We start from the raw sequence: 26,066 nt of genomic DNA, 5'->3' as shown, positions 1-26,066 counted from the left end.
AGCTTTTTTACGATGGAGACGCCGTAGTCATTCTTCAGTACATCGACGACGGCCTCAAAGAACTGGGCCTTCTGACTCATTAGCGCCAGCTGTTGCTCGAGTTCCTTGATGCGTTGTTCTGGCGTCTGGTTGTCGGGGTCAGGCATGGTGATGCTCCTGCCGGCACGTACAGAAGCCCCCTAGCTCCAATCTTGCCGACCATGTTTACGTAACCATACCAGAATGGTCGAATTGCCCTGAATGCCATATCGGGCTTGTGCTTGCTGGCAACTGAGCTCGCCTTTTTCAATCTGCTCGACCAGTGCCAGTTTAAAAGTCAGTGAGTAATCGCGCTGTGTCCGTTTCGCACCTTGTCCCATCGGGTTCTCCATTTATTGGGGGGAAAGGTGTAAACCATATTCAGGACGGGACAGACCAGACAAAAAAGGCCTGCATGGCAGGCCTTTCAATGACGCAGGGGAGGGTTATCCCTTGAGGAAATCCAGTACCACCTGATGGTGATCGCTGGTTTTGAACTTGTCGAAGTGGTGGGCAATCTTGCCCTCTTCATTGATCAGGAAGCTCTGACGGTGAATGCCGTCATACTCCTTGCCCATGAACTTCTTCGGGCCCCAGACGCCAAAGGCATCGGCGACGGCGTGGTCTTCATCAGCCAGCAGGGTGAAGTTGAGCTGGTCCCGCTCTTCGAACTTTTTCAGCCGTTTGGCCGGATCCGGGCTGATGCCAAGCACCACCACATTGAGGGCGGCCAACTCGGCGTTCACATCGCGTAGGCTGCAGGCCTGGGTGGTGCAGCCGGGGGTCATCGCCTTGGGGTAGAAATAGACCAGCACCTTCTTGCCGCGCAGGCCAGCGAGGCTGACCTGATTGCCATTCTGGTCGGGCAGGGAGAAATCGGGGGCGGGGCTGCCAGCTTGTAGTGGTTGCATGGGGTCTCCTCGGGTAAAACGCCCTCAGGCGTGTTTGCGATTGACGATAAACTCGAACGATTCGGCACCCAGTTGACGACAGAATTCGGCGAAGGCGGTTTGTGAACCTTCCACTTCACCCTCTCTGGCCAGATTGAGCTGAAAACTGATCTTCAGCAGGTTGAACGGCTGCTGCTCCAGGGTCATGGATTGCATCGCCTGAATGTTCCAGCCATGTTCGCTGAAGAACTGGGTGCACTGGCTTACGATGCCGGGCTCGTCGCGGATCAACAGGTCGGCACTGGCGCGGACGTCATACTGCAGGGACTGATGGCGCTCGGTGCGTTTCATCATGGTGATGAGATCCCACTCCTGACTACGCAGGGGCAGGCTGATTTCGAGTTGCATCATGCTGTTCCAGTCGCCCGAGAGCAGCATGATAAAGGTAAATTCATTGCCGAAGATGCCAAGGCGGCTGTCCACAATGTTGCAACCACAGCCACTGACGTGGCGGGTCACTTCATTGACGATGCCAGGCCTGTCCGTGCCGATGGCCGTTACGACCAGGTAGTGAGTCATAAATCTTCTCTCGTCCGTTATTTCGTTGCGAAAGCCGCGCTGGCAAGCCAACCCTCCGGCCCTGATGACCACTCCCTGAGGGACGCTGCCGACTTTCGTCCATTACTTTTTGTTCCGGATGGTATCACGGCTTGCCCCCTCTCTCCCTTGTTTTTCAAAGGGGTCAGCTTTACCATTACGCCCCTGAAAATCGGGAGAAAAGTCCATGTTACGCGGTAGTATTGTTGCGCTCGTTACCCCCATGTTGGCTTCAGGTGAAGTCGATTGGGCCAGTCTGGCCAAACTGGTCGACTATCATGTCAGCGCCGGGACCAGCGCCATTGTTGCAGTGGGTACCACGGGGGAATCGGTGACCCTGAGCGAGCAGGAGCATATCGCCGTCGTTGAAAAGACCGTTGAGTATGCCGCCGGACGCATTCCCGTCATCGCCGGTTGCGGCTCCAACAATACTGCCCATGCCATTGAATTGGCAAAGCGACTGGCCAAAACCGGCGTGGTGGCGGGTCTCTCGGTGACTCCTTACTACAACAAGCCCACTCAGGAAGGTCTCTATCGCCACTATTGTGCGATCGCCGAGGCTAGTGGTCTGCCCCAAATTCTTTATAATGTGCCCGGTCGCACCTGTTGCGATCTCAAACCGGAGACAGTGGCTCGTCTGGCCAAGGTTCCCGGCATTATCGGTTTGAAAGAGGCAACCGGCGATTTGAGCCGCACCCCGCTGCTGCGCGAGCTGTGCGGGCCGGAGTTTGCTCTCTACAGTGGCGACGATGCCACTGGTTGTGATTTTATGCTGCAAGGTGGCGATGGCGTGATTTCGGTCACCACCAATATTGCAGCGGCCCAGATGGCCGACATGTGTCGTGCTGCGCTGGCCGGTGAAGCCGGGCAGGCGCATGACATCAACAATCTCTTGATGCCGTTGCACAAGACTCTGTTCTGCGAACCGAGCCCTACCCCGGTGAAATGGGCCTGTGCCCAACTGGGGTTGATTGCAACAGCCACCTTGCGCCTGCCGCTGGTTGACCTCACTCCCGAGGGCGAACAGCTGATGGCGCGAGCACTGACCACAGCGGAGTTGATGGCGAGTGTTTAAATCTAATGGAAAGGGAAATAGAGCCCGTCTGGTGCTGAGCGTTGCGACTGTGGCCGTCTTGGCCGGTTGCAGCACCCCCCAGGATCGCAAAATGGCCAACCGCGACTTCGGTTATGAAGATGCCCGCCTCGAGGGCCGCGCGTTCTTGATCCCCGCAGGATTGAGTGCCCCCACCTTCAACAGCCAGTACGACATCCCGCCGCTTCCCGAGAGCAGCCGTGAAGGTGCCCTCGGCGCCCAGGTCGATGTGCGCCCACCCGCTCAACTGCTGACCGTGGTACCGGGCAGTCAGGTGGTGCAGAGCGCAACCGAACCGACCGTTGCCTTCTATGCCCTGAGCACCAGCCAGAGCGTGGAGCGCGATACCTGGTCGTTCCTGATGAACTTCCTGGCCAAATACAAGGTCACCACCGAGAAGCTGGATCAGCAGGATGGCGTATTGCAGACCGGCTGGTTTGACAACACGGTTGCCCTCGATGGCTGGGGTGAAGATGACGAAGACTTCAAAATCCGTCAGCGTTACCAGTTCACCGTGCGCAACGATGCCCAGCGCCACGCCGTCAATATGTCGGTCCGGGTACTGGATCACGAAGAGACCATCGACGGCGAGACCAGCAACAAGCTGACCCCTGCCGATGCCCAGCGCTATGCCGCGCGAGTGCTGAACCAGTTCTCTCTCTATTACGACAGCCAGCTGAAAGCCCGCGAGCAGCACAAGTCCAACGATGGCATGGGTCTGCAACTGGGTCTGGACAACAACGAGCTGAGCGCCTGGATTGCCGAAGGTTCCTTTGATCAGGTGTGGCGTCGCCTTAATCAGGTACTGCCCGCTTACGGTTTCACCATCAAGGATACCCAGCAGTCTCTGGGCTGGATCGACGTCGAGTACGAAGAGCCGGGTGCCGAGTTCTGGAAGGCGAAAGGGAGCGAGCCGTTCAAACTGGAGGAGGAGAAATACCGCTTCCAGCTTGGCGAAATGGCGGGAGGCAAGACCTCCATCACCCTGTTCGACAAGGACAAGAAGCCGGTATCGTCCGGGGTTATCTCCCAGATGTATATCAGCCTGTCCGAGGCGTTCGCCAAGGGGCTGGCCGATCAGGCAGCAGCAAAAGCAGAATAAATACAGGGGCCTTGTGCCCCTGTTTTGTTATCAAAATCCCCCTGAAAACGCGGGGATTCCGAGCGGTTTTCGATGATGCGAGCCCCCTTGCCAGTCCGTTGCAAACAGAGCGCGCGGGTGAGGGACTCGCGATGTTTACCCCCCACAAACAGGAAGTGTTATTAGCCATGAGTCTTGCAGATCAAGTATTGGCGGTGAATGACGATTTGCCGATCCGTACCGATAAACCTGTCCATTCCGGCAAAGTGCGCAGCGTCTACTGGTTGACCCCCGAAGACAGTGCCCGGCTCATAAAAGAGAAAGGCTATGATGTGCCGGCCGATGCGCCCCTCGCCCTCATGGTGATCAGCGATCGCATCTCGGCCTTCGATTGCATCTGGCAAGGTGTGGATGGCCTGAACGGCGTGCCGGGCAAAGGGGCGGCGCTCAACGCCATCTCCAGCCACTGGTTCAAGCTGTTCAAGGAGAAGGGACTGGCCGACAGCCACATTCTGGATATTCCGCACCCCTTCGTCTGGATTGTGCAAAAAGCCCGTCCGGTGATGATCGAGGCGATTGCCCGCCAGTACATCACCGGCTCCATGTGGCGTGCCTACAAGGATGGCGAGCGCGAGTTCTGCGGCATTACCCTGCCGGAAGGGCTCAAAAAGGATCAAAAGCTGCCGGAAATCCTCATCACCCCGTCTACCAAGGGCGTGCTGAAAGGGCTGGATGGCGTGCCGGAAGCCGATGACGTCAACGTCTCCCGTGCCGATATCGAGCGCCACTATAAAGGCTTCAACTTCAGCAAACCGGCCGACATCGACCGCTACGAAGTGCTGCTCAAAGAGGGCTTCAACGTCATCAGCGACGCGCTGGCCGGGCTGGATCAGATCTTCGTCGATACCAAGTTCGAGTTTGGCTATGTCCACGATGCCGCCGGCAACGAGAAGCTGATCTACATGGACGAAGTGGGCACCCCCGACAGCTCCCGTATCTGGGATGGCGCGGCCCTGCGCGACGGTCAGATTGTCGAGAAGTCGAAAGAGGGTTTCCGTCAGTGGCTGCTCAACCACTTCCCGGATCCGGACATCCTGCTCAACAAGAACCGTATGCCGGAACGTTTTGCCCTGGCTCGCGACAACAAGCTGCCGACCGAAGTAATGATGGATATCTCCAACACCTACGTCGGGATCGCCGAGAAGATCATCGGCCACAAGCTGGCGCGTTCTGCCAATCCCAAGCAGGAGATCATCGAGGTGCTGCGCGATCAGTACGGTCTGATCGACTAAGGGTTGCTCTCTTTTTTGTCGCCCAGAAACAAACGTTTGCTGGTGGCGATGGAGATAGGCCGATAAACAGACGGGCCCCGCTACGGGGCCCGTTTTTATTGCTGGTCTGGCGGCAAGCGAGCGGCGATCAGCCGTTGACCCTGAACACCTGACCGGTCTGGATGCCCAGCACCGACTTCTTGTAGGCCTGCGCCACCTTGGCGGCGGGTACCGGTACGAAGCCCGGGAAGAAGTCAGCGTATTTGTCCATCGACTCCGCCAGCACGGTAGGGCTCACCACGTTGATGCGAAGGCCTCTTGGCAGCTCGCAGGCGGCCGCTTTCACAAAGTGATCGATAGCGCCGTTGACTGTGCTGGCGCTCACGCCCCAGTTGATCGGCTCCTCGCTCAGAATACCGCTGATCAAAGTGATGGAGCCCTTGTCAGTCAGATAGGGAATGGCGGCTCGGGTCAGGTTGATCTGGCCCATCAGCTTGCTCTCCAGTCCCACCTGCCACTGCTCGTCGGTCATCTCGGTCAGGCCGTTGAAGGCCACGCTGCCGCTGGCGACAGCCAGTGCATCAAACTGGCCCACCTGGGCAAACAGCGCCTTGATGGAGGCGGGATCGCGCATGTCGACCGTGGCATCGCCACGGCTGTGGCCGACCCGGATCACCTGATGATCTTTGGCAAGCAGTTCACTGACCGCGGAGCCGACGGTGCCGGAGGCACCCACAATCACAATTTTCATCTGCATCACTCCTGGTTGAGATGTATCGATTCTAGCGCAACAGAAAATGCGAAAAAGCGCGTAAAATAAACCCATTGTTTCCATATTGGAGCTAATGATGGATATCGCCCATCTGGCCAGCTTTTACGAAGTGGTGCTGCGCGGCAGTTTCTCGGCTGCTGCCGATACGCTGGGGGTCAGCAAGGGGATGCTGAGCCGCCATGTCAGCGCGCTGGAGTCCTCCCTCAATGCGCAACTGTTGCAGCGTACCACCCGCCGCCTCAGCCTGACCGAGGCGGGCAAGACCCTCTATCTGCAGGCGGGGGAGATCTTCGCGCTGGCACGGCAGGCGGAGCAGGATATTCAGGCGCTGACCGAAGAGGATGGCGGTCGGCTGCGTTTTACCTGCCCGGTCAGTACCGGCGATCGCATGGTGAGCGAGCTGCTGGCCAGCTTTGCCGCGCTCTGCCCCGGAGTGGAGGTGGAGCTCAACTTCACCAACCAGATGGTCGACATGAGTCAGGGGGAGAACGACATCGCCCTGCGCGCCATGAACGAGGTGCCGGACAATCTGGTGGCCCTGCCGCTCGGTCGGCTCAAGGATGTGGTGGTGGCGAGCCCCGCACTGGTGGCGCGAGAGGGGCGTCCCGCCACTCCCTATGAGCTGAGCGGGCGCAGCTGCCTGTTGCAGGGACACAATCCGGCTTGGGAGCAGTGGCACTTTATCCGTGAGGGGGAAGAGGCCCACATTCTGGTGCAGGGCAAGGTACGAGCCAACCACTACAGCACAGTGTTACAACTGGCGCGCGCCGGTATGGGCTATGCCAAGTGCCCGCTGATGCTGGTGGAATCGCAGCTGACGGCAGGAGAGCTGGTGACTGTGCTCGACGAGTGGCAGAGCGGCCTGCATCAGCTTCATGTGCTGCATGCCCAGCAGCGGCGGGTGCCACGCAAGATCCGGCTGTTCAAGCAGGTGCTTGCCCAGTGGTTTGCCGAGCGACCCCACTACCTGCTCTGAGCGGCGTTATTTTTCTGTCATCTTTGGCTGCTACCCTGCGCCCATCATCGGCATCAGGAAGATCAGCGGGAATGAAGAGTAATAGAGGGTTGACCGGGTTTGTGCTGCTCTGTGCAGTGTTGGGGGTTGGCAGTGTGCAGGCCATGGTGGACGTGAAGGTGCCGGAGAATTTCCGCATCCTCGCGGTGAGCAACGGCACCTTGCAGGATGAGCAGCATGCCACCCTGGCGGATGGCGAGCAGCAACTGCTGGTGCGCTTCGAGGGGGTGATCCCCAGTCGCAGCAGCAGCGAGAATGATCGGCAGGTACGCTCCGAGCCACAGGTGGTGCGCTATCGGGGCAGCAATCAGCATTTGCAGCTGACGGCCAGCGTACCGGGAGACGAGCGGGGGATGCAGGCATATGCCAAGGCTCCTGCGGTAGCGTTGCAGGAGAATGGCCGCGCGCTTGCCATCCAGCAAGATGTGCTGGTGACCAGTGGCATGCTGCTTGGGGTGGATTGGAACGGCAAACTGGCTGAATACAACCGCAGCGGTGGTAAGGCGGCGCTGACGGCCGTCGCCGTTGCTGCGCAGCCAGCGGCTACGCTCTCCGGTGGGGGGCAACCCGTTGTGGCAGCCAGCGAGCTGGAAGGGCAGTTGCAGCAGCTGTTCCTCCAGGCAGACCCGGCCCTGCGCAAGCGCTTTATCGGTTGGGCCGTCCCACAGCTTTAAGTTTTCTGCCCGTTGCAGTAACGTGGACACTCCTTTTTTCAGGCGCTCTGTTCATCGTACTCAACGAGGTTTTCATGTTTGAATTGCATTCACGCCTGCAGGCAGATACCCGGTGGCTCGGGGATCTGCCCCTCTGCCGTGTCTTGCTGGCCAAAGACAGCCAGTATCCCTGGCTGATCCTGGTACCGCGAGTAGCCAACCTGCGGGAAATTCACCATCTGGCGCCGGAGCAGCAGCAACAGCTGATGCAGGAGTCCTGCGCCGTCGCCGCCCTGATGGAGCAGGCCCTCAGCCCGGACAAGATCAACATTGGGGCGCTGGGTAATCTGGTGCCGCAACTCCACCTTCACCATGTCGCCCGCTTTGCGACGGATCGCGCCTGGCCCGGCCCCATCTGGGGCGCTCATCCGGTCTTGCCTTACGAGCCACAAGTTTTGGCGCAGCAGGCCGATATATGGCGTGCCCGGCTCGCCAAGCTGAGCGGTTTCCTCCCTGTGGCTGCTGATAACGGAGTCAACTGAGAGGCGTGTCGCTATTTCAGTCTCCGGGCCGCGCCATCTGTTAGAGTTATGGTATAGATAAGCCCATTTTCGATGTTCAGGAAGGTCCCATGATAGTGACAAGATCCGATGACGATGCCGTATTGACCACAGAGGATGTGCTGCTCAGCCTGTGCAACTCGGTGACGGACGTTTTGAGTGCCGCGACCATGAGTCAGGTGCGGTTTTCTGGCATGGTGCAGCGGATCAGCAAGACCTGCCTCAAGCCGGATATCGGTTGTTTCGTGCTGTTCGATGGCGGTTTTTCCGGTCTGGTGGTGATCAACTTCTCCGCCGCCGCCGCCATGGAGCTGTACGAGAGCTACATGCTGAGCATGGGACTATCCAAAGAGGATCTCGCCATCTCCCACACCTCTGACGAAGTGAGCAACGTGATGGGCGAGCTGATGAACCAGATCGTCGGCAGCTTTACCGTCAAGGTGGGCCGGGATCTGCAGACCCACATCACCCAGAACCAGCCGAAGATGCTGGCCCTTAACAAGCAGGTGATGCTGAGCGTCGATACCAATCTCGACAGCCCGGAGTCCCGCCGCGTCACCTTCTTCACTGCCCGCAACAACATCTTCTATCTGGAGCTGGCGATGGACAAAACCGAGTTCATCCGCATCCACAATGAGGGGATGGAGCACGAGGAGCTGGATCCCGATGCGCTGATCGCCCAGGCCAAGCAGGATGCCGCCAAGCCGGCTCAGGCTGCGGCCCCGGTTGCCAACGATCACGACGATCTACTCGACTCCCTGGGTATTTGAGTCAATCGCCGGATAGCAACAAGGCCACCTTCGGGTGGCCTTGTTGTATCGGTGCGAACAACCGTTGTTAGAAGTTGTAGAGCAGGCCGGTGTTGAACATCACGGATTCAGAATCGTAGAAGTTGATGTCGGAATCGGACTTGGCGTAGCCAGCGGTAAAGGTTGCCGAGAGCGGCGCGATACCGAACAGGCGGTGCCAGAAGAAGGTACCGGTCAGGGCAAACTCGTCGGAGTCGGCTTTTTTGTTACCAAAGTCAGGGATTGGATTGGCTTCATCATATTTGGTCTGGCCCAGATAGGCGTTGCTGACGAAAGACCACTGGGAAGCGCGCATGCCGTAGGTCAACTGCAGGCCGTTGCTCTTGTAGCTTTGGGCGCTGCCGTCCAGGTCGGCTTGGCGGTAGATAAAGGCTGGCTCCAGCATTTGACCGGGTGCCAGCTGCCATTTGTAGGAGAGGTCGAGGGCGTGGATCTTGCCGTTGCGATCCAGCTTGGCGGCAGTATCGGCGCCATACTGGCTGCCGCTGCGCTCCTCATCCACCTCGATGTTGCGGGTGGTCAGGCTACCATTGAAGTTGCTACCCCAGATGCTGTCCCAGGCGAAGCGAACCCCTTTTGACTTGATATCGGTCGACTGGCGATCATGATTTGTATCGAACGGATCGCTCCACTGCTCGGTCGGCATGGCATTAAAGACCACGGAGCCAGCTACGATGCCCTTGTCGCTCATCTCCTGACGGATACCGAGCTGCTGGGTGAAGTCGAAACGGATGGCATCCTGGATCAGGTTACCGAGGAAGACCTGGGTGCGGGTATCGGCAAAGGTGTAGCGGATATCGGCGTTGAGCAGCGGGGCAACGGCGGAGCTGCTCTCGGCACTGCCCAGTCCGCTCAGGCGGCGGTTTTCATCATCACCGCTATAAAAATTCGATTCGTAATTGATGACACTGACCCCGCCAAGCAGGAAACCGGACCAGCCAGACTCCTTGGGAATTTCACCCAAATCAGCATAAGCACTATTTGCGACCAGCAGGCCCAGGCCCAGCAAGGTGGTGTTGCGCATCGGATAACTCCTAAATTAAATGGTGGTGAATTTTTTCGGCCGGTGAGTATAAAGAAAAAACCTTAATGGCAACTGACTCAATATTGCCAATTATCCTAACCCACTCATTTCATTCGGCGAATCGTTAATTAATTGTGCGAGATTAAGAAGAGTTCACTCGGTTGTGCTGGTATTCTGTACCGCGAATATCGGGGGAAAACAATAAGATGAAACAGATTAAATCCTGGGCGCAATATTATGTCGATCTGATGACCAAGCTGGGACTGGTGCGCTTTAGCATGTTCCTGGCGGCGGGCATTATCGTGCTGGCGGTCGCGATCCAGATGGGGGTGACCCTGTTCCTGCGCGGCAATATCGATGTGATCGACTTCGTTCGCTCGGTCTTTTTTGGCCTGCTGGTGACTCCCTGGGCGGTCTATTTTCTCTCCATCGTGGTGGATCAGCTGGAGGATTCCCGTCAGCGACTGAGCCGGATGGTGCGCAAGCTGCAAGATATGCGTGAGCGGGATCTGGAGCTCAATACCCAGCTGCAGGAGAACATCAGCCGCCTCAACGCCCAGATTGCCGAGACCAACCGGGCCGAGAGCCTGCGCCTTCAGGCCATTGAGGATCTCGAGAACGAGGTGTTCCAGCGAGAGAAAGCCCAGCTTCATCTGGGGGAGCGCACCGCCCTGCTGCGCTCCTTTATCGACTGCTCCCCCGATCTGGTCTACTACCGCAACGAGGATGAGCAGTTCTCCGGTTGCAACCGCGCCATGGAGGAGCTGACCGGCAAGGTGGAGGCCGAGCTGATCGGTCTGACCCCGTTCGATGTCTACAAGCAGGAGATTGCCAACAAGGTGGTGGAGACCGACAAGCAGGTTTTTGCCAGCAATGAGCCGCTCACCTACGAGCAGTGGCTGGAGTATCCCGATGGCCGCAAGGCTTACTTCGAGCTGCGCAAGGTGCCCTTCTTCGACCGCTTCGGCAAGCGACTCGGCCTGCTCGGTTTTGGCCGCGATATCACCGAGCGCAAGCAGTATCAGGACAAGCTGGAGAAGGCGAGCCGGGACAAGACCACCTTTATCTCCACCATCAGCCACGAGTTGCGCACCCCGCTCAACGGCATCGTGGGCTTAAGTCGGATGCTGATGGATACTCCCCTCGATCCCAAGCAGCAACAGCAGCTTAAGACCATTCACCTGAGTGCGGTGACCCTTGGCAATATCTTCAACGACATCATCGACTTGGACAAACTGGATCGCCGTCGCCTCGAAATTGCGCCAACCCGCATCGATCTGCCCGCCTTCCTCGACGAGCTGGAGACCCTGTCGCGCATTCAGGCGGAGCAGAAGGGGCTCTATCTCCATTTCGATCGCGATGGCGACATGCCGCAATTTGTGATGGCTGACGGTACCCGCCTGCGTCAGGTGCTGTGGAATCTGGTGGGCAACGCGGTCAAGTTTACCGATGAGGGGGGCGTCACCGTGCGTTGTCTCTCCCATCCCGCCGATGAGCCGGGCAAGCTGGCCCTGCACTTCGAGGTGGAGGATACCGGCATCGGCATCCCGCGCGCCCAGCAGGAGAAGATCTTCGCCATGTACTATCAGGTGCAGGGCAAGAAGCACGCCACCGGCACCGGCATTGGCCTCGCGGTCTCCCGTCAGCTGGTGCAGGCCATGGGCGGGCAGCTCTATGTGGACAGCGATCCGGGCGAAGGCTCCTGCTTTACCGCCGAGCTGGAGGTAGCTTGCGCCGAGCCTGTGTTGCCAGAGCAGGAGGAGGAGATGCCATCCCTCGATATCCTGCTGGTGGAGGATGTGGAGCTCAACGTGACGGTGGCCTGCGCCCTGCTGGGCAAGCTGGGTCATCAGGTGCAGGTGGCACGGGACGGCACCCAGGCGTTGGCGATGGCCAACCCGGATGATTTCGACCTCATTTTGCTCGATATCCAGCTGCCGGACATGACCGGCTTCGATGTGGCGAAAACCCTGCTGGAGCGTTATGGCGACAGCCTGCCACCCATGGTGGCGCTCACCGCCAACTCCACCGGCGATCGCCAGTACTACCGGGATCACGGCATGCAGGATGTGATTAACAAGCCGCTTGGCTCCAAAGCGGTGCGGGAGGTGATTGGTCACCTGTTTGCCGATCTGGCCGAGGATGAAGCGGACGAGCAGGCGGATGCGGGCAATCAGGATGCGCTACTGGACTTGCCCTTCCTCACCGATTACGCCGATACCGTGGGCAAGCCGGTGCTGCTCTCCAGCGTTGATCTGTTCGAGAAGATGATGCCGGACTACATGGCAGTGCTCGACTCCAATATGATTGCCCGGGATCAAGCGGGGGTGGTTGAAGAGGCACACAAGATAAAAGGGGCGGCAGGATCCATTGGCCTGCGCCGATTGCAGCAGACGGCACAGCTGATCCAGAGCCCGGATCACCCCGCCTGGTGGGAAAACGTGGAAGACTGGATTGAGACGCTGCGCCGGGAATATCCGGGCGATATCGCCCGTCTGCGGCGCTGGTTGCTGTCTTGAGGCTGGAGGTTGTCTTGAGTCTGATGGACGTTGCTGGCAAGGAGCTGCGAGATGTATAGCCGTTTGATTACCCCTGCGCGCATCCACCCCTGGGGGGATGAGGAGCTGCTAGAGGCGACCGAGCAGGATCGCGCCCGTATTGTGCAGGCAGCGCCAGTGCGCCGGTTGCAGCAGAAGACCCAGGTCTTTCCGCTCGATGTGAAAGCCTCGGTGCGCAGCCGCCTCACCCACTCGCTGGAGGTGCAGGAGACCGGTCGCCAGATCAGCCGCCGCATTCTGGCTGCCTTGCCTGCCGGGATGGTCTGTGAAGGGGCTTTTATCAATCTGGTGGAGATGTCCTGCCTGCTTCATGACGTGGGTAACCCGCCGTTTGGCCACTTCGGTGAGCAGGTGATGGGCCAGTGGCTCGGCGAGATGCTTGATCCCCTCTATCAGCAGGCGCTGGCGCAGCCCCCCTCGGCCCAGTGGGCTGAACTGCGTCAGGATCTGCAACTGTTTGATGGCAACGCCCAGAGCTTGCGGCTGGTGCACAGCCTGCACGAGCTTAACCTGACGCTCGGGCAGCTGGCGGCACTCTGCAAATACCCGCAGCAGCCCCAGCCCGGGGTGAGCTATGGCCAGCATCATGGCTGGAGCAGCAAACGGGGCATCTTCTTTAGCGAGCAGCCGCTCTACCGTGCCCTCGGTCAGAGCCTGGGATTGGCCCCCGGCTGCCGTCATCCGCTGGTCTACATCATGGAGGCGGCCGATGACATCTCCTACTGCATCGCCGATCTGGAAGATGCGGTAGATCGGCGGATCCTGATACTGTCAGAGCTGCTGGCGGCACTGCGAGCAGCTGACCAGAGTGACTACATGTGCACCTTGCTGGATGAGGCGCTGGTCAGTGGCCGGGGCTTTTTCCCCCATTTTCGCCAGCAGCTGACCCGGGATCTGGTAGCGTTGGCGGCGCAGAGCTATGTCAGCGAACATCAGGCCATTTTGCAGGGCTCCTATCCGCAAGCGCTGCTGCACGGTCAGGCGCCGGCGGCGCGGGTGCTCGATATCCTCAAGCAGGTGGCCCGCGAGCTGGTCTTTATGCGCCCCGAAGTAGAGGCCCTCGAGCTGGAAGGGTATGCGGCGCTGCGCGGGGTGCTGACCAGTTATGCCTGTCTGTTGGCGCTGCCAGCGCCACAGTTTGCTAGCCTGCTGGCCGGGGGGGGGAGTCAAACGCTTTTCTTTGCGCGCCGCCTCTATCACCGTCTCTCGGCCCGCCATCTCAAGGCCTATCGATTGGCGATCGCCACCCCGGATCCGCGCTTTGCCTGCCAAAACGAGCAGGAGTGGTATTACCGGGTGCGGTTGCTGCTCGATTATGTCAGCGGCATGACGGATACCTATGTACTGGAAGAGTACCGGCTACTCTCGGGGATCTGATGCCCAAGCTCCCCTTCGGGTAGCATAAAATGCCGTAAAAACGTTTTAAAAGGAGTCGCAAGAGGCTTGTTTTAAATTCGGATATTTTTTAGACTTCTGCAACCTGTTCAACTTTTATCCGGTAAGGAGACGAAAATGCAACATCTGATGCTCAATATTGCATTCTCTCGCGGCACTGCGTGCGGCGTGAAATCTCGTGCTCTTTTACCGCGTGGCGTAAACAGGTAACCCCTGTCTTTTTATCACCCGCGGTTCGTCCCGCAGGGTGATATCCACTTTCTCCGGGAGAACCGCATGTTCAACTGGAGAATGTCATGTCTATCGAACTGGTTTTACTGCGCAGTGTTGAATCCCTGGTCCAGAGAAGGATTGCCCGGGTCGAGCGTCGTCTCGTACAGGTTAATCTGTCACCCGCTCTGCTCAGGGATATCGGGCTGGAAGGATATCAGGGTCAGATCTCCCTCGTTCGCGAGCGGGAGTATCAAACCGGCTTCCGCCTCGGGAATCGAATAACCTGATCGCGAGGGGGAGAATAAGATCCCCCTCGCTAGTGAAATGGCAGGCTGCATGCCTGCCATTTTTCCATCTTATGGTTGATTCCATGTTCACATGTTGGTGACTCAGTATTATCCTCTCCGCCCTCTTTGTAACAGCTGCGATTGTTTTCTCGCCTTGCGTCGTCAGGATCTGCAAGATTAGAGGTGGCAGCCCTATCTGTTTTACTCATCAGGACAAGACCTTATGCCGCTCTTTCGTCAGCTTTTTCTTCCCTTTTTGCTGTTGTTTTCAGGCATGTTGGCTGTTGCGGCTCCCCAACCGCAAGATGAGAGCACAAGCAACGAAATCTCCGCACAAAAGGAGCTGCTGGTCGGGGTTCCCCGTGGCGGCTATCTCCCTTTCATCTATCAACTCCCCAACCAGCGTTATGCCGGTCCGCTCAAGGAGTTGGCCTCGCGCATTGCAGCCGAAATGGGCGTGTCATTGCGTTATATCCCCTACAACTCCTACGTGGATGCCCAGATTGCTCTCCAAGGCGGCCAGATCGATGCATTAATCGGGGTCGAACGTAATGCTCTTGAATTGAAGGGGATAAACCCTATTGGCAGTATCGGTTCTTATGCTCGCTCCATTTTAATGCATACCCCGGATCAGCGATTGACCCTGGAGCAGGCGCGCAAGTTACGCTGGGTCTGTATTCGTGGTTTTGGCAGTTGTAATGAATTGGCTCGTTTGGGGATCTCTGATGTAACTGAGCTGGAGAGCCGTACTGAGGCGACCTATATGGTCAAGCTGGGCGCTGTCGATGCATATCTTGATTTGGAACCCATTGTTTCCCTCAAGATGGAGAGTATGCCTACATCAATGGGGGTTGTTGCTCCTGGGTGGCTTTCTGGCAGCACGCTGACGATGGCGACCAGCTCCCGCCAGCCAGAGCTGAGCGAGAGGCTTTGGCAGGCATATCAACGGATACCCGTTGCAGACTCACGATTACGGTTGCATCAGAAAAATGAACGCGCTAACGCTGGTCTGTTGCTGGAACCAGATGAGGCTAGTTGGCTGAAGCAGAGAAACAAGGTCATCAAGTTCGCCGTTGCCCCCGGATTTGCCGGCATCAGTGAAATCGATGACGAAGGTGAATTGCATGGCTATACGGCAGACCTGATGAAGTTATTGAGTCTGCGCTCCGGGATCCGCTTTGAGCTGGTGTCGACAAATACCTGGCAAGAGTCACTTAAACTGCTGAAAGAGCATAAAGTGGACCTTATTCCCTTGATGACACCGCTCAAGGATCGTCAGTCCTTTGCCTCTTTTACCTCCTCCTATCTGAAGTTCGACAGCTATGTCGTAGCCAGACACGGTGCTCGCCCGCTGAAGTCACTGGTCGAGCTGAAAGGGCGTCTGATTGGTGGTGTGACGGGTTCTTACGAAGCCTCTCTCATTCACGCGCTGGGCGCCAATATTATCGAAGTGGGCAAGGATGCCGATTTACTGACCTTGCTTGACACTGGGCGAGCTGAATATGTGCTGTTGACCATGACCAATCTGGGACAGCAGGCAATGAAGGGTTTCAATGAGAAGTATCAGGTGGTGCTGAGTTCTCCCGAATTTTCCGTACCTATCAGTATGGCTGTCGACAATGCTCAGCCCGAGTTGCTCCGCATCATGGACAAGTTGCTGCTGACCATCACGGATGAGGAGTGGCAACTGCTGGAACGACGCTGGCTCAATGTGTCGGTCAATATCGAGTCTGATTACACCCTGATTTACAAATGGTTGGCCATAGGGGGGGGCGCCTTGCTCGTCAGCGGTTTGCTGGTGATGTTCTGGGCTCGCAGTTTGCGTCGCCAGATTGCGCAGCGCAAAATCGCAGAGGACAAGCTGAACGAACAGTTGCTGTTTGTGCAGACCTTGCTCAACTCACTGCCAACCATGGTGGCGCTACGTGATAGCGAGCAGCGGATCACCTTGTGCAATCAGGCCTATCGCGATGCTTTCCTCGGTGCTGGCAGTAGCAGTGAGGAGCTGCAAAACATGCCCGAGACACTCAGAAACAGTGTGCTGGAAGAAGAGCGCCGGGTGTGGCAGACCGGACAGGATCTGGAGGGTGCAGGCAGTAACCTGCGAGCTGATGGCACGCCCTGCCATGTTATCTATGCCAAACGCCCTTATCGCGATCCCGATGGCAATATGCTGGGGGTGTTGACAGTACTGACCGATGTCAGCCGGATCAAGGAGGCGGAGGAGCGCGCCCGTCAGGCTGAAAATCGCCTTACCCAGATTACCGACAGCATGCCTGGGGTGGTCTATCAGTATTTGTGGCAAGGACCCGGCAAGGGGCGGTTTTTGTATGCCTCTCAGGGGGCCCGCGAGATCCTCGGGGCTTCCCGACAGGATCTGTTCAATGCCGAATCGGGTGGTGAGGTGTTCGGCTTTACCGAAGAAGCGCTCCAGGATTTTGTCAGCAAGGTGGCCAATCATGCCGAGACTCTGGCGCCCCTCGATCTGGAGGTCAAGGTGGAGCGACCTGATGGAGATCGCTATCTGCAAGTACGTGGCAACTTTGTCAGACAGGAGCAGCAGGCACTGATCCTTAACGGGGTGATTCAGGACATTACGGCCCTCAAGCAACAGGAATATGAGCTGCGCGAAGCTCGCGCCTATGCCGAGCAGGCGATGCAGGCTCGCAGCCGCTTTTTGGCAACCATGAGCCATGAGCTGCGCACTCCCATTTCAGGCATGCATGGCATGCTCGAATTGCTGCAAATGAGCGAGCTCAACGACGACCAGCGTTTTATGGTGCGCAATGTGGTCACCTCGACCAACAACCTGCTCTATCTGGTCAATGACATCCTCGATTTTTCCAAGATAGAAGCGGGTCAGTTGCAGTTGAATTACCAGAGCAGCCGGTTGCAAACGGTGATCTGCGATGCCATTCGTGGCCATGCGACACTGGCTCATAACAAGGGGCTCCACGTGGTGCTGGAGTGGGAGCATCATGTGCCGGATTGGGCCGACATCGATGGGGTGCGTATTGGTCAGGTCATCTCCAACCTGCTCAACAATGCGGTGAAGTTTACCGAACAAGGGGGGATTACGATTCGGGTCAGCTACCTGAGCGAGCAACTGACAATCAGTGTCAGTGACACCGGTATCGGGATCGCCGAAGAGAAGCAGGCGCTGCTGTTCACGCCTTTTGAGCAGGTGGAGTCAGATATCAACCGTCGTTTTGGTGGCACAGGCTTGGGGTTGGCAATCTGTGAGCAGCTGGTATGCAAAATGGGGGGGGCACTGACACTGACCAGCAAGGCAGGAGAGGGCTCCTGCTTCCGCTTTACCGTACCGCTAACCAATCCGCAGTGGGATCCCCCAGCTCTGGCTGACACAGAATGGTGGTTCTTCAGCGATGACACCAACCTCGAAGCGGCCATGGTACGGCAGGGGGCCAAGCTCAGGTACTTGGGGGCCAATGAGCTCAGTCGCTCACTGGAAGGGTTGCTGTTGGCCGATCAACGGTGGCTTGAGCAAGCGCTTGGGGGGGAATGGCAAAGCTGGCTGCAACACTCTGCGCTGAAGGGGATCATAGCGTCACCCGATGAGGCGTTACGGGGTCGGATTGGTGAACAGAAATGGTGGCGCCTGGGTCTATCTCCTCTCTATCCGGATCTTCTGCTGGAGAGCTGCCACGAATTGCTGCAGGAGCGGGTCACACCAATCCTCCCTGCGCTTGCAGAGAAGCTGGGTGGCAAAGTACTGGTGGCCGATGATCATCCGGTCAATCGTGCCTTGCTGGCACGGCAGTTGGCCATTCTTGGTATCGAGGCTCAGGTTGTTGAAGATGGCGAGAAGGCTCTGCGGGCCTGGCAGGGACAGCAATTCTCGATGCTGCTGACTGATTGCCATATGCCGGTGATGGATGGTTATGCTCTGACCAAGGCGCTGCGGGCTGCGGGAGTGACGGCCCCCATCATAGGGGTAACGGCAGATACGTCGGAAGAGGCGAGTGCTCGTATGGTAGAGGCAGGCATGAGTGACATGTTACTGAAGCCCTACCCGCTGGATATCTTGCGCCAGATGCTGGCCCATTGGCTGGCAGAGAGGACGCCAACCAGAAGCGCGGTTGCGCCCGTTGTTGGGGCTACAGGCATGCAGGCTGAGCGCTGGTTGGCGCTGTTTGGTGACGAGCTGACCGCGCGAGCCATGGCGGTGGAGTATCTCGATTCCACCCGGCAGGATGGCGAGGCCATGATGGCAGCGCTGATTTGTCATGATGCCAGCGCCTTGGTCGAGACCGCCCACCGGATCAAGGGGGCTGCCCGAATGGTCGGGTTGGAGGAGCTTGCCAGTCAGGCTGCCATGCTGGAATCGGCAGCGCGATTGAAGCGGCTCGACGAACTCGACGATCTGGTCAGCACAGTGCAGAGGCTGATGACGGCGATCACCCACGACATTGGATTATGGCTCGATGAAAAAAGCACAACATGAGTTGGTCATTATGGTCGTGGAAGACCATGGATTTCAGCGCAAGGCGCTGCTGCACCAGGTCCGCAGCCTGGGTTACCAGAATCTGCTGGAGGCGGCCGATGGTGCCGAGGCGCTGGTACTGAGCCAGCAACACGCCGTCGATATCCTGTTTTGCGACCTGCGGATGCCGGGCATGGATGGCATGGCACTGCTGCGCCGCCTGTCACTGGGCGGTTTTCGCGGGGGGATTATCCTCTCCAGCGCCCTTGAAGACGATGTGGTGGAGGCCGTGTTGCGGATGAGTGCCGCCTATGGCTTGCAGGTGCTCGGCCGCATAGAGAAACCCTCTACCCAGCAGCAGCTCAAGCTGCTGATCGATGCCTGGTCACCCCGGGAGGAGCCTGCCAGGGAGGAGGAGGGGCACAGGATCGGCCTGGATGAGTTGTGCCGTGCACTCGAGCAGGATCAGTTGCTGCCCTGGTATCAGCCCAAGGTGAGCTTTGCCTCCGGCGAGTGGGTCGGGATGGAGGCGCTGGCCCGCTGGCAGCACCCGGAGTACGGCCTGATCTCTCCGGGGCGTTTTATTCCACTGGCGGAGCGCAACGGACTGATCGATCAGTTGACTGAAGTGATCATCGGCAAATCCCTTAGTGATGGTCATTTGTGGGAAGAGACCGGACTCTCGCTCAATCTGTCGATGAACCTCTCCACTACCTCGCTGATCGAGGGCGATCTGTGCAATTCCCTGATCAATCAGTGTCAACGCTGGAGCATCAACCCCGAGCTTATCACCCTGGAGGTGACCGAGAGCGCCTTTGTACAGGATCTGGGCAAGTCGCTGGAGGTGCTGACCCGGCTAAGGATGCATGGTTTTGGCCTCTCCATCGATGATTTTGGTACCGGCTACTCCTCTATGCAGCAGCTGGCTCTGTTACCGTTCACCGAACTCAAGCTGGATCGCTCTTTCGTCGATCGCTGCCATGCCGATCCGTCACGTTTGGCTATCATCGAGTCCAGTATCGAGTTGGCCCGCAAGCTGGGGCTGAAGTCGGTGGCGGAAGGGGTAGAGGATGAGGCGACCTGGCGAGTGCTGGCCCAACTCGGTTGCGACCTCTGTCAGGGATTTTTCTCTGCCCGCCCGATGCCGCGCAGTGAATTGGCTAAATGGCACCGGACTTGGCAAGATAGATTGCCTACACTGATATCTATCTGATTCTGTTGGCTGGAGCCCTCCGTTTGAACAAGGATGTTCATGAAAATCTCAAGCAAGTTGCTGCTCAGCTTCGGTTTTATCAACCTGCTGATCCTGCTCTCCTCCACGCTGGTCTATTACCGGCTGACCCAGATAAATCAGGCCCAACACATCCTGCTGGAGCAGGCGCTGCCCGCTTTGCAGCGGGATGAGGCGAGCCAGAAGGCACTGGTTGCCACCGTTTCTGCTCTGCGTGGCTATCTGATCCTCGGCAAGGATCCGGCTCAGGCTTCCCGCCTCAAGCAGGAGTGGGAGTCGGCCTGGCAGGCCATCGCCCATCAGGCGTTCAGTCCGGCGCTCTCCAAGTCTCTCGAGACCTTCAAAAGCCATCAGGAGAAGGTGTGGACCATCGCCCAGAGTGAAGAGAATCTGCCCGCTCATACCCTGATGCTGCAGGAGGCGGGTCCGCTGGCGGAGGCGGCGCTCGATCAGCTGCAATCCTTTGCCAATGAAGAAGTTGGCACTCCGCAGGATCAACTCTCCGGCGATCGCCGCATGCTGCTCAAACAGGTGGGGGATGCCTACAACAGCCTCGCCAACTCTCTCTCAGCCCTGCGGGATTTTCTCATCTCAGGCGACCCCGAATACCGCAGCAAGTATCAGGATTACTACCAGTTTCATCAGCAGCGTGTGGCTGAGGTTAAACAGCAAGCCGCGCTCTTTACCGACACCCAGCAGAGCCTCTGGCAGCTGTTTGAAGAGATGGCTACCCCCTTCTCCGAGCTGGTGGGGCAGGTGATCGAGAAGCGCCAGGCGCCGGATTGGGATCAGGCAAACTACCTGATGGCCACCGACATCGAGCCGATGCAGTCCAGCCTCAGCGAGCAGCTGGTCCAGCAGGTGGGGAAAACCCGTGCCGAGGTGGATCAGATTTCGGCGCAGATGACCGGAGCCGGGAGGGCCATCAACCAGACTCTGCTGTTGGCTACCGGCAGCGCCATCGTGCTTGGCATGGTAGTCGCCTGGCTCTTTAGTCGTCGTCTGACCCGTGACATTGCCTGTCTGGTGACCCGGGCGGGGCAGGTTGCGGATGGCCGGCTGGCGGCCGAGCCCTTGCCAATCACAGGGCAGGATGAGTTGGGAGACTTGACCGGTTCCATCAACCGGATGTCTGCCCAGTTACATCATCTGGTCGGGGAGTTGCAGGGGGCTGTGGGGCAGGTCGAGGTGGCCTGTCTCGATGTGGGCAGCACTACCAGAGCCATAGTGGCGGATCTGACGGAACAGGATCAGCGGGTCGATGCGGTGGCTGCGGCTATCGATCAGATGTCGGTGAGTGCTCGTGATGTGGCTGGTAACATTGCCGGTGTGGCGGATGGTGCCCATCAGGTGCGGCAGCAGACCCGTCAGGGAGAGGCCGCGCTGGCACGAATGAGCGATACCATGCAGCAGATTGCCGCCATGATTGGACAGGCCAACGAGGCCATGGGGCTGCTGGAGCATCAGAGTGAACAGGTGGGGCAGATCACCGAGGTGATCGCCACTATAGCCGAGCAGACCAATCTGCTGGCACTCAATGCGGCGATAGAAGCGGCGCGGGCAGGCGAGCAGGGCCGAGGTTTTGCGGTGGTGGCCGATGAGGTTCGCCAGCTGGCGACCCGCACCCATCAATCCACCGCCGAGATCAGCCAGACTATTGCGGCCATCTCCCAGCAGACTCGCCAGACAGTGAGTACCGTCAGCAGCGGTACCCGGTTGGTAGAGCAAGGCCGGGATGCAGTCGGATTGGTGACCGATATCCTGAGTGCCATGAACCAGCTGGTGCAGTCGCTGTCGGGCCAGCTGGAGGCCATTTCGGTGGCAACCGAGCAGCAGTCGCGGGTGGCCGCCGAGGTATCCGGGACTGTCGATGACATTGCTGCGCTCAGTCGGCAATCTTGTCAGCGTAGTCAGCAGGGGGAGGAGATCGTAGCCAGACTGGCTGGTGATACCGGCAAGCTGAAGGCGGTCATCACCCGCTTTGATCGTGATACGTGAGATGGCGGGATCATCCCGCCATTGCGACTGTCATGCACCGATCCGTCTGGCCCGTGGGTTTAATCCAGACGTCTGAAGGTGTGGTTGTCGAAGCTGCTGGTGGTCTCCCGGTTGAGCAGGCTGACCAGCAAAATCGCCCGTTTCTCTCCATCCGGCTCCATATAGATGGCTTCGAAGCCGGCAAGCGGCCCCTCTTCAATCAGCACCTTGTCGCCCGAGCAGGGCAGGTTAGCGTAGCTGGCTCTCGCCTCATCGCTGTCATCGCGACTCATCAGCTGATAGACCAGCTTGCTGCTGATGGGGGTCCATTCGCTGCCAAAGTGGATGATCCGGCTGATGCCGCGGGTCGATTTCAGGGTGACTGGTGTCACCTCTTCCAAATCAACGAAGATAAACAGATAGTTGGGGAACATGGGTTCCCGTACCGGAACTCGCTTGCCCCGGCGCAGCTTCTCGATCTCCACCATGGGGTAATAGGATTCGATACCCTGGGCATCGAGGTGGGCGCGGGCGCGGGCCTCTTCTTTTGGCTTGCAGTAGGCCAGATACCATTTTTTCATGTTATGAGTATGTTCGTGTTGCCGTGCTCGCGGATATGATAGCGGCGCCAATAAAAAAGGCCACGCATTGCGTGGCCTTTTTTGCCGAGTGAGCAATTACCAACCTTTTACCAGGCCGCCTTTGAACAGCTCGAGACCTTTCTTGTAGACATCATCGGTCTGGAAAGCTTGTACGAACTGTTTGACCTTCTCGTCATCCTTGTTGTTGTCGCGGGCGACGATCAGGTTGACGTAGGGGGACTCTTTGTCCTCAACAAACAGGCCGTTCTCGGTCGGGGTCAGACCAATCTGACCGGCGAAGGTGTTGTTGATGATGGCCAAGTCTACGTCTTCCAGCGAGCGCGGCAGTTGGGCTGCTTCCAGCTCGACAATCTTGAAGTTGCGCGGGTTGCTGGCGATATCCAGTACGGTGGCTTCCAGACCGGCGCCATCCTTCAGGGTGATCAGACCCTGTTTGGCCAGCAGGATCAGCGAGCGACCCAGGTTGGTCGGATCGTTCGGTACCGCGATCTGGGCGCCATCTTGCAGCTCGCTCAGCGCCTTGATTTTCTTCGAGTAACCGGCAATCGGATAGACGAAGGTGTTGCCAACCGGCACCAGCTTGAAGCCGCGATCACGTACTTGCGCATCCAGATAGGGTTTGTGCTGGAAAGCGTTGACGTCGATGCTGCCATCGTTCAGCGCCACGTTCGGGGTGACGTAGTCGGAGAAGTTGACCACTTCGACTGTCAGACCGTATTTCTCTTTGGCTACCTTGGCAGCCACTTCAACCAGTTCGGTCTCCGGGCCGGCAATAGCGCCCACTTTCAGAACCTTGCTCTCTTCTTTTTGACCGCAACCGGCCAGAACCAGACCAGCCAGCAGGGCAGCTGCAAAGGATTTGATGCCAAATTTCATAAAACCTCCTGTCAGAAATCGACGATTAACGATGATCACATTTGTTGACCAGGCGCTCACCCGCGCTCTGGATAAGTTGAACCAGTACTACCAGGATAACCACGGTCACCAGCATGACGGTCGGGTCAAAGCGCTGATAACCATAACGAATACCCACATCCCCCAGACCACCGCCACCGATGGCCCCGGCCATGGCCGAGTAGTTCACCAGAGTGACGAGGGTAATGGTGACGCTGTTGAGGATGCCGGGCAGAGCCTCGGGCAGCAGCACCTTGGTGATGATTTGCAGCGGTTTGGCGCCCATCGCCTTGGCCGCTTCCAGCAGGCCGTCCGGCACTTCCATCAGGGCCCCTTCCACCAGACGAGCGATGAAAGGGATGCAACCGACAGTCAGCGGCACTATGGCAGCGATGGTGCCGATACTGGTGCCGACAATCAGCCGAGTCAGCGGAATGATGGCGACCAGCAGGATGATAAAGGGCACCGAGCGACCCACGTTGACCACCATGCCCAGAGTACGGTTGAGCAAGGGGTTGGCCAGGATCTGGCCCGCCTTGGTCACATGCAGCGCTACGCCGAGTGGCAGGCCCAGCAGGCAGCCGAACAGGGCGGAGGCAAACACCATGATCAGGGTGTCGCCCAGGGCCGTGATGAGCAGATTAATCATGGCTTCGGACATAACCCATTACCTCCAGCTGAATGTGGTTGTCGATAAGGAACTGCTGGGTGGCCTCGCACTGGGCTTCATCCCCGAACAGCTCGGCCAGCAGGAAACCGAATTTGACGCCACCTGCGTACTCGATGTCTGCGCTCAGTATGCTGATGTCGATGTTGAAACGGCGGCTCGCCTCGGAGATCAGCGGCGTATCGACCGTGCTGCCGGTAAAGCCGAGTTTCACCAGCGGGTAGCTGCTCGGCACCCGCTCGCTGCTCATCCGATCCTGATACTCCTGCGGTACCTCCAGATGGATGGTGGAGTGGATGAAGTCACGAGCCAGCTGGGTCTTGGCATTGCTGAAGAACCAGGCCACTTCGCCCTGTTCGATCAGACGGCCGTCGCTGATGATGGCCACTTCGTCACAGATCCCCTTCACCACATCCATCTCGTGGGTGATGAGCAGGATGGTGAGCCCCAGCTTGACGTTGATCTCCTTGAGCAGGGTCAGGATCGAGCGGGTGGTCTGCGGGTCGAGGGCCGAGGTGGCCTCGTCACAGAGCAGTACTTTGGGGGCGGGTGCCAGTGCGCGGGCAATGGCGACGCGTTGTTTCTGACCGCCGGAAAGCTCGGACGGATAGGCCTGGGCACGGGCTTCCAGCCCGACCAGCGCCAGCAGTTCGGCAACCCGTTGCTGGATCTTCTCTTTGCTCCAGCCTGCCAGCTCCAGCGGAAAGGCGATGTTGGCAAACACAGTGCGGGAGGCAAGCAGGTTGAAGTGCTGGAAAATCATCCCGATCTGGCGGCGAGCCTGGGTCAGATCCCGTTCGCTCAGGGCGACCAGATCCTGGCCATCAACGATGACTTGACCCTCTGTCGGGCGCTCCAGCAGGTTGACACAACGAATGAGGGTACTCTTGCCGGCACCGGAGGCACCGATCACCCCGAAAATTTTGCCTTGGGGTACATGCAGACTCACATCACGCAGGGCGTGCACGGCGTCACTGCCTGTACCGTAGACTTTGTTGAGACCGATCAACTTAATCATGGATTCTTCCGTGCTAACAGCCTTAAAGCACAGGGCGCTACAGGCGGGGAAATTGGGCAGAGGTTCCACTGGGTTACTCTGTCATCATGGAGGATGATGCTAAGATGTCTGGATGGCCATGTCAATGCATGTTTTTACGTCTAGACGTCTAAAAAAGTGATAAGGATTTCTGTCAGGCGGATAACGATCAGGATGGTATTGTTGCTCTGCCAGATCCTGTTTCGTCCCTGCGGCAGATAACCGAATTAAAGATGGTTTATATCGGGTAAATGCTGGTTTTATTAGTGTGTCAGCCCGTTTTTGTTCACATCTGCTGTCGAGCTTAATGCTCCTCCATCGTTACACAAATTGCTGCACAAATCGTTCCCTATTCGCGACCGGATCACCTGACGGCCACTTTGTCGGCGTCAACCTTGATGCAGCGCAAGAGGGGCTCGGATAGGGATTGGGTCAGTTGCGCCGGTTTTTTATACTGATGATGTCGACAAGCATGGAGGGCAGTGCGATGAGATTCCAACAGATCAAAGAGTTGCTGCACTATCTTGAGCAGGTTCATCACCAGCTCGGACTCTGTTACGGGCGTTTGACCAGTCAGGTGGACAGCGAACGCAGCCGGATGTTGCTGGTCTATCTGCAAGGGCGTGAGGATGCGGCCAGTGCCCATCTGCACGAATATGCCGCTCATCTGGGAGAGGCGGTCAGGGAGACTTGGCTGAACCAGAGTTTCAGCGAGGATATGCTGCCTGCCATTACCCGCTTCGAGCTGCCGGCATCAGTCCAGACCCAGGATATCGTCACTCAGGTATGCCGCTGGGAAGAGCAGCTGGTGGGCGAGCTGAGCCATCTGGCCAGGGAGTGCCCGACACCGGCCACCACCGCTTTGCTCGAGAATCTGGCCGGGCTGGAGCAGACCCGCTTGACTCGGCTGGTGCACGGTGTGCATCGACTCGACGACATGTAGCGGGTGATAAGCACCAAACACGCAAGATGGCCGCAA

22 protein-coding genes and 1 pseudogene are annotated in these 26,066 nt (G+C 58.1%); 14 read left to right on the top strand and 9 right to left on the bottom strand.

The annotated features are described in order from the left end of the window. From LRL22_RS04755 to LRL22_RS04745, 3 genes and pseudogenes are all read right to left on the bottom strand, one after another. Window positions 1–359, bottom strand: a pseudogene (locus LRL22_RS04755) (IS3 family transposase); the annotation flags it as partial. A 105-nt stretch (window positions 360–464) separates the two neighbouring features. Continuing rightward, window positions 465–929, bottom strand: coding sequence for a thioredoxin-dependent thiol peroxidase (gene bcp, locus LRL22_RS04750; protein WP_108611931.1), 465 nt, complete (start codon window positions 927–929; stop codon window positions 465–467). Window positions 930–953: 24 nt separating this feature from the next. Further along, a complete protein-coding gene (locus LRL22_RS04745) occupies window positions 954–1,487 on the bottom strand; it encodes a glycine cleavage system protein R (RefSeq protein ID WP_005349229.1) in 534 nt (177 codons plus the stop codon). 205 nt (window positions 1,488–1,692) lie between these two features. Here LRL22_RS04745 and dapA point away from each other — a divergent pair, with 205 nt between their 5' ends. The 3 genes from dapA (at window position 1,693) to LRL22_RS04730 (ending at window position 4,971) form a co-directional block, all read left to right on the top strand. Then, window positions 1,693–2,580 carry a 4-hydroxy-tetrahydrodipicolinate synthase gene (dapA, locus tag LRL22_RS04740; protein WP_270904831.1) on the top strand — a complete coding sequence of 296 codons (888 nt, stop codon included), beginning with the start codon at window positions 1,693–1,695 and terminating at the stop codon, window positions 2,578–2,580. Then, window positions 2,573–3,700, top strand: a complete 1,128-nt coding sequence (gene bamC, locus LRL22_RS04735) for an outer membrane protein assembly factor BamC (protein ID WP_005349235.1) — start codon at window positions 2,573–2,575, stop codon at window positions 3,698–3,700. The genes dapA and bamC overlap by 8 nt, the downstream gene beginning before the upstream one ends. A 167-nt stretch (window positions 3,701–3,867) precedes the next feature. Beyond that, complete coding sequence (locus LRL22_RS04730) at window positions 3,868–4,971, top strand: phosphoribosylaminoimidazolesuccinocarboxamide synthase (RefSeq protein WP_040065098.1); 1,104 nt, start codon at window positions 3,868–3,870, stop codon at window positions 4,969–4,971. A gap of 127 nt (window positions 4,972–5,098) precedes the next feature. Here the strand turns inward: LRL22_RS04730 and LRL22_RS04725 are convergent, their stop codons facing one another. Next, entirely contained in the window at window positions 5,099–5,701 is a 603-nt protein-coding gene (locus LRL22_RS04725) for a short chain dehydrogenase (protein ID WP_270904830.1), read from the bottom strand. Between the two features lie 97 nt (window positions 5,702–5,798). Between LRL22_RS04725 and LRL22_RS04720 the strand changes: the two genes are divergently transcribed. The 4 genes from LRL22_RS04720 (at window position 5,799) to LRL22_RS04705 (ending at window position 8,720) form a co-directional block, all read left to right on the top strand. Continuing rightward, window positions 5,799–6,698 carry a LysR family transcriptional regulator gene (locus LRL22_RS04720; protein WP_270904837.1) on the top strand — a complete coding sequence of 300 codons (900 nt, stop codon included), beginning with the start codon at window positions 5,799–5,801 and terminating at the stop codon, window positions 6,696–6,698. Between the two features lie 71 nt (window positions 6,699–6,769). Beyond that, window positions 6,770–7,411, top strand: a complete 642-nt coding sequence (locus tag LRL22_RS04715) for a DUF2057 domain-containing protein (protein WP_270904829.1) — start codon at window positions 6,770–6,772, stop codon at window positions 7,409–7,411. A 74-nt stretch (window positions 7,412–7,485) separates the two neighbouring features. After that, complete coding sequence (locus tag LRL22_RS04710; RefSeq protein WP_270904828.1) at window positions 7,486–7,932, top strand: HIT domain-containing protein; 447 nt, start codon at window positions 7,486–7,488, stop codon at window positions 7,930–7,932. An 89-nt stretch (window positions 7,933–8,021) separates the two neighbouring features. Continuing rightward, the gene (locus LRL22_RS04705) at window positions 8,022–8,720 is read left to right on the top strand and encodes a DUF3334 family protein (protein WP_005339098.1); all 699 of its coding nucleotides are present in this window, start codon (window positions 8,022–8,024) and stop codon (window positions 8,718–8,720) included. 67 nt (window positions 8,721–8,787) lie between these two features. On the opposite strand, the gene LRL22_RS04700 is transcribed toward LRL22_RS04705, so the two are convergent. Then, window positions 8,788–9,783, bottom strand: a complete 996-nt coding sequence (locus LRL22_RS04700; RefSeq protein ID WP_236296101.1) for a DUF2860 family protein — start codon at window positions 9,781–9,783, stop codon at window positions 8,788–8,790. A 206-nt stretch (window positions 9,784–9,989) separates the two neighbouring features. On the opposite strand from LRL22_RS04700, the gene arcB reads away from it, so the two are divergent. The 6 genes from arcB (at window position 9,990) to LRL22_RS04670 (ending at window position 21,909) form a co-directional block, all read left to right on the top strand. After that, complete coding sequence (arcB, locus tag LRL22_RS04695) at window positions 9,990–12,302, top strand: aerobic respiration two-component sensor histidine kinase ArcB (protein WP_270904827.1); 2,313 nt, start codon at window positions 9,990–9,992, stop codon at window positions 12,300–12,302. 51 nt (window positions 12,303–12,353) lie between these two features. Next, window positions 12,354–13,718 carry a dGTPase gene (gene dgt, locus LRL22_RS04690; RefSeq protein ID WP_270904826.1) on the top strand — a complete coding sequence of 455 codons (1,365 nt, stop codon included), beginning with the start codon at window positions 12,354–12,356 and terminating at the stop codon, window positions 13,716–13,718. Between the two features lie 314 nt (window positions 13,719–14,032). Then, a complete protein-coding gene (locus LRL22_RS04685; protein ID WP_042059910.1) occupies window positions 14,033–14,236 on the top strand; it encodes a hypothetical protein in 204 nt (67 codons plus the stop codon). 223 nt (window positions 14,237–14,459) lie between these two features. After that, window positions 14,460–18,701, top strand: coding sequence for an ATP-binding protein (locus LRL22_RS04680; RefSeq protein ID WP_270904825.1), 4,242 nt, complete (start codon window positions 14,460–14,462; stop codon window positions 18,699–18,701). After that, the gene (locus LRL22_RS04675) at window positions 18,682–19,893 is read left to right on the top strand and encodes an EAL domain-containing response regulator (RefSeq protein ID WP_270904824.1); all 1,212 of its coding nucleotides are present in this window, start codon (window positions 18,682–18,684) and stop codon (window positions 19,891–19,893) included. Before LRL22_RS04680 ends, LRL22_RS04675 begins: the two co-directional genes overlap by 20 nt. Before the next feature lie 39 nt (window positions 19,894–19,932). Continuing rightward, complete coding sequence (locus LRL22_RS04670) at window positions 19,933–21,909, top strand: HAMP domain-containing methyl-accepting chemotaxis protein (RefSeq protein ID WP_270904823.1); 1,977 nt, start codon at window positions 19,933–19,935, stop codon at window positions 21,907–21,909. Window positions 21,910–21,968: 59 nt separating this feature from the next. Here LRL22_RS04670 and rfaH read toward each other — a convergent pair whose 3' ends face one another. From rfaH to metN, 4 genes are all read right to left on the bottom strand, one after another. Continuing rightward, window positions 21,969–22,469 (bottom strand): transcription/translation regulatory transformer protein RfaH, encoded by a 501-nt coding sequence (gene rfaH, locus LRL22_RS04665; RefSeq protein ID WP_058057235.1) that lies wholly within the window; start codon window positions 22,467–22,469, stop codon window positions 21,969–21,971. Window positions 22,470–22,565: 96 nt separating this feature from the next. Further along, window positions 22,566–23,366: a methionine ABC transporter substrate-binding lipoprotein MetQ gene (metQ, locus tag LRL22_RS04660; protein WP_216959259.1), complete on the bottom strand. Its 801-nt coding sequence runs from the start codon at window positions 23,364–23,366 to the stop codon at window positions 22,566–22,568. Between the two features lie 25 nt (window positions 23,367–23,391). Further along, complete coding sequence (locus tag LRL22_RS04655; protein WP_005339070.1) at window positions 23,392–24,045, bottom strand: methionine ABC transporter permease; 654 nt, start codon at window positions 24,043–24,045, stop codon at window positions 23,392–23,394. Then, window positions 24,026–25,069, bottom strand: a complete 1,044-nt coding sequence (gene metN / locus LRL22_RS04650) for a methionine ABC transporter ATP-binding protein MetN (RefSeq protein ID WP_216959256.1) — start codon at window positions 25,067–25,069, stop codon at window positions 24,026–24,028. Before metN ends, LRL22_RS04655 begins: the two co-directional genes overlap by 20 nt. A gap of 505 nt (window positions 25,070–25,574) precedes the next feature. On the opposite strand from metN, the gene LRL22_RS04645 reads away from it, so the two are divergent. Beyond that, a complete protein-coding gene (locus tag LRL22_RS04645; RefSeq protein WP_270904822.1) occupies window positions 25,575–26,030 on the top strand; it encodes a hypothetical protein in 456 nt (151 codons plus the stop codon). Window positions 26,031–26,066 lie beyond the last annotated feature (36 nt).

This window comes from Aeromonas sp. PI_26 (assembly GCF_027854445.1).
Classification (GTDB): Bacteria; Pseudomonadota; Gammaproteobacteria; order Enterobacterales; family Aeromonadaceae; genus Aeromonas; species Aeromonas veronii.
This window is presented reverse-complemented; position numbering and strand designations above follow the sequence as displayed.

Excerpts from the sequence above, each read along its gene's own strand:
- bcp (WP_108611931.1), bottom strand. The coding sequence starts at position 929 with ATGCAACCACTACAAGCTGGCAGCCCCGCCCCCGATTTCTCCCTGCCC.
- LRL22_RS04745 (WP_005349229.1), bottom strand. The coding sequence starts at position 1,487 with ATGACTCACTACCTGGTCGTAACGGCCATCGGCACGGACAGGCCTGGC.
- dapA (WP_270904831.1), top strand. The coding sequence starts at position 1,693 with ATGTTACGCGGTAGTATTGTTGCGCTCGTTACCCCCATGTTGGCTTCA.
- LRL22_RS04730 (WP_040065098.1), top strand. The coding sequence starts at position 3,868 with ATGAGTCTTGCAGATCAAGTATTGGCGGTGAATGACGATTTGCCGATC.
- LRL22_RS04725 (WP_270904830.1), bottom strand. The coding sequence starts at position 5,701 with ATGAAAATTGTGATTGTGGGTGCCTCCGGCACCGTCGGCTCCGCGGTC.
- LRL22_RS04720 (WP_270904837.1), top strand. The coding sequence starts at position 5,799 with ATGGATATCGCCCATCTGGCCAGCTTTTACGAAGTGGTGCTGCGCGGC.
- LRL22_RS04715 (WP_270904829.1), top strand. The coding sequence starts at position 6,770 with ATGAAGAGTAATAGAGGGTTGACCGGGTTTGTGCTGCTCTGTGCAGTG.
- LRL22_RS04710 (WP_270904828.1), top strand. The coding sequence starts at position 7,486 with ATGTTTGAATTGCATTCACGCCTGCAGGCAGATACCCGGTGGCTCGGG.
- LRL22_RS04705 (WP_005339098.1), top strand. The coding sequence starts at position 8,022 with ATGATAGTGACAAGATCCGATGACGATGCCGTATTGACCACAGAGGAT.
- LRL22_RS04700 (WP_236296101.1), bottom strand. The coding sequence starts at position 9,783 with ATGCGCAACACCACCTTGCTGGGCCTGGGCCTGCTGGTCGCAAATAGT.
- arcB (WP_270904827.1), top strand. The coding sequence starts at position 9,990 with ATGAAACAGATTAAATCCTGGGCGCAATATTATGTCGATCTGATGACC.
- dgt (WP_270904826.1), top strand. The coding sequence starts at position 12,354 with ATGTATAGCCGTTTGATTACCCCTGCGCGCATCCACCCCTGGGGGGAT.
- LRL22_RS04685 (WP_042059910.1), top strand. The coding sequence starts at position 14,033 with ATGTCTATCGAACTGGTTTTACTGCGCAGTGTTGAATCCCTGGTCCAG.
- LRL22_RS04680 (WP_270904825.1), top strand. The coding sequence starts at position 14,460 with ATGCCGCTCTTTCGTCAGCTTTTTCTTCCCTTTTTGCTGTTGTTTTCA.
- LRL22_RS04675 (WP_270904824.1), top strand. The coding sequence starts at position 18,682 with ATGAAAAAAGCACAACATGAGTTGGTCATTATGGTCGTGGAAGACCAT.
- LRL22_RS04670 (WP_270904823.1), top strand. The coding sequence starts at position 19,933 with ATGAAAATCTCAAGCAAGTTGCTGCTCAGCTTCGGTTTTATCAACCTG.
- rfaH (WP_058057235.1), bottom strand. The coding sequence starts at position 22,469 with ATGAAAAAATGGTATCTGGCCTACTGCAAGCCAAAAGAAGAGGCCCGC.
- metQ (WP_216959259.1), bottom strand. The coding sequence starts at position 23,366 with ATGAAATTTGGCATCAAATCCTTTGCAGCTGCCCTGCTGGCTGGTCTG.
- LRL22_RS04655 (WP_005339070.1), bottom strand. The coding sequence starts at position 24,045 with ATGTCCGAAGCCATGATTAATCTGCTCATCACGGCCCTGGGCGACACC.
- metN (WP_216959256.1), bottom strand. The coding sequence starts at position 25,069 with ATGATTAAGTTGATCGGTCTCAACAAAGTCTACGGTACAGGCAGTGAC.
- LRL22_RS04645 (WP_270904822.1), top strand. The coding sequence starts at position 25,575 with ATGAGATTCCAACAGATCAAAGAGTTGCTGCACTATCTTGAGCAGGTT.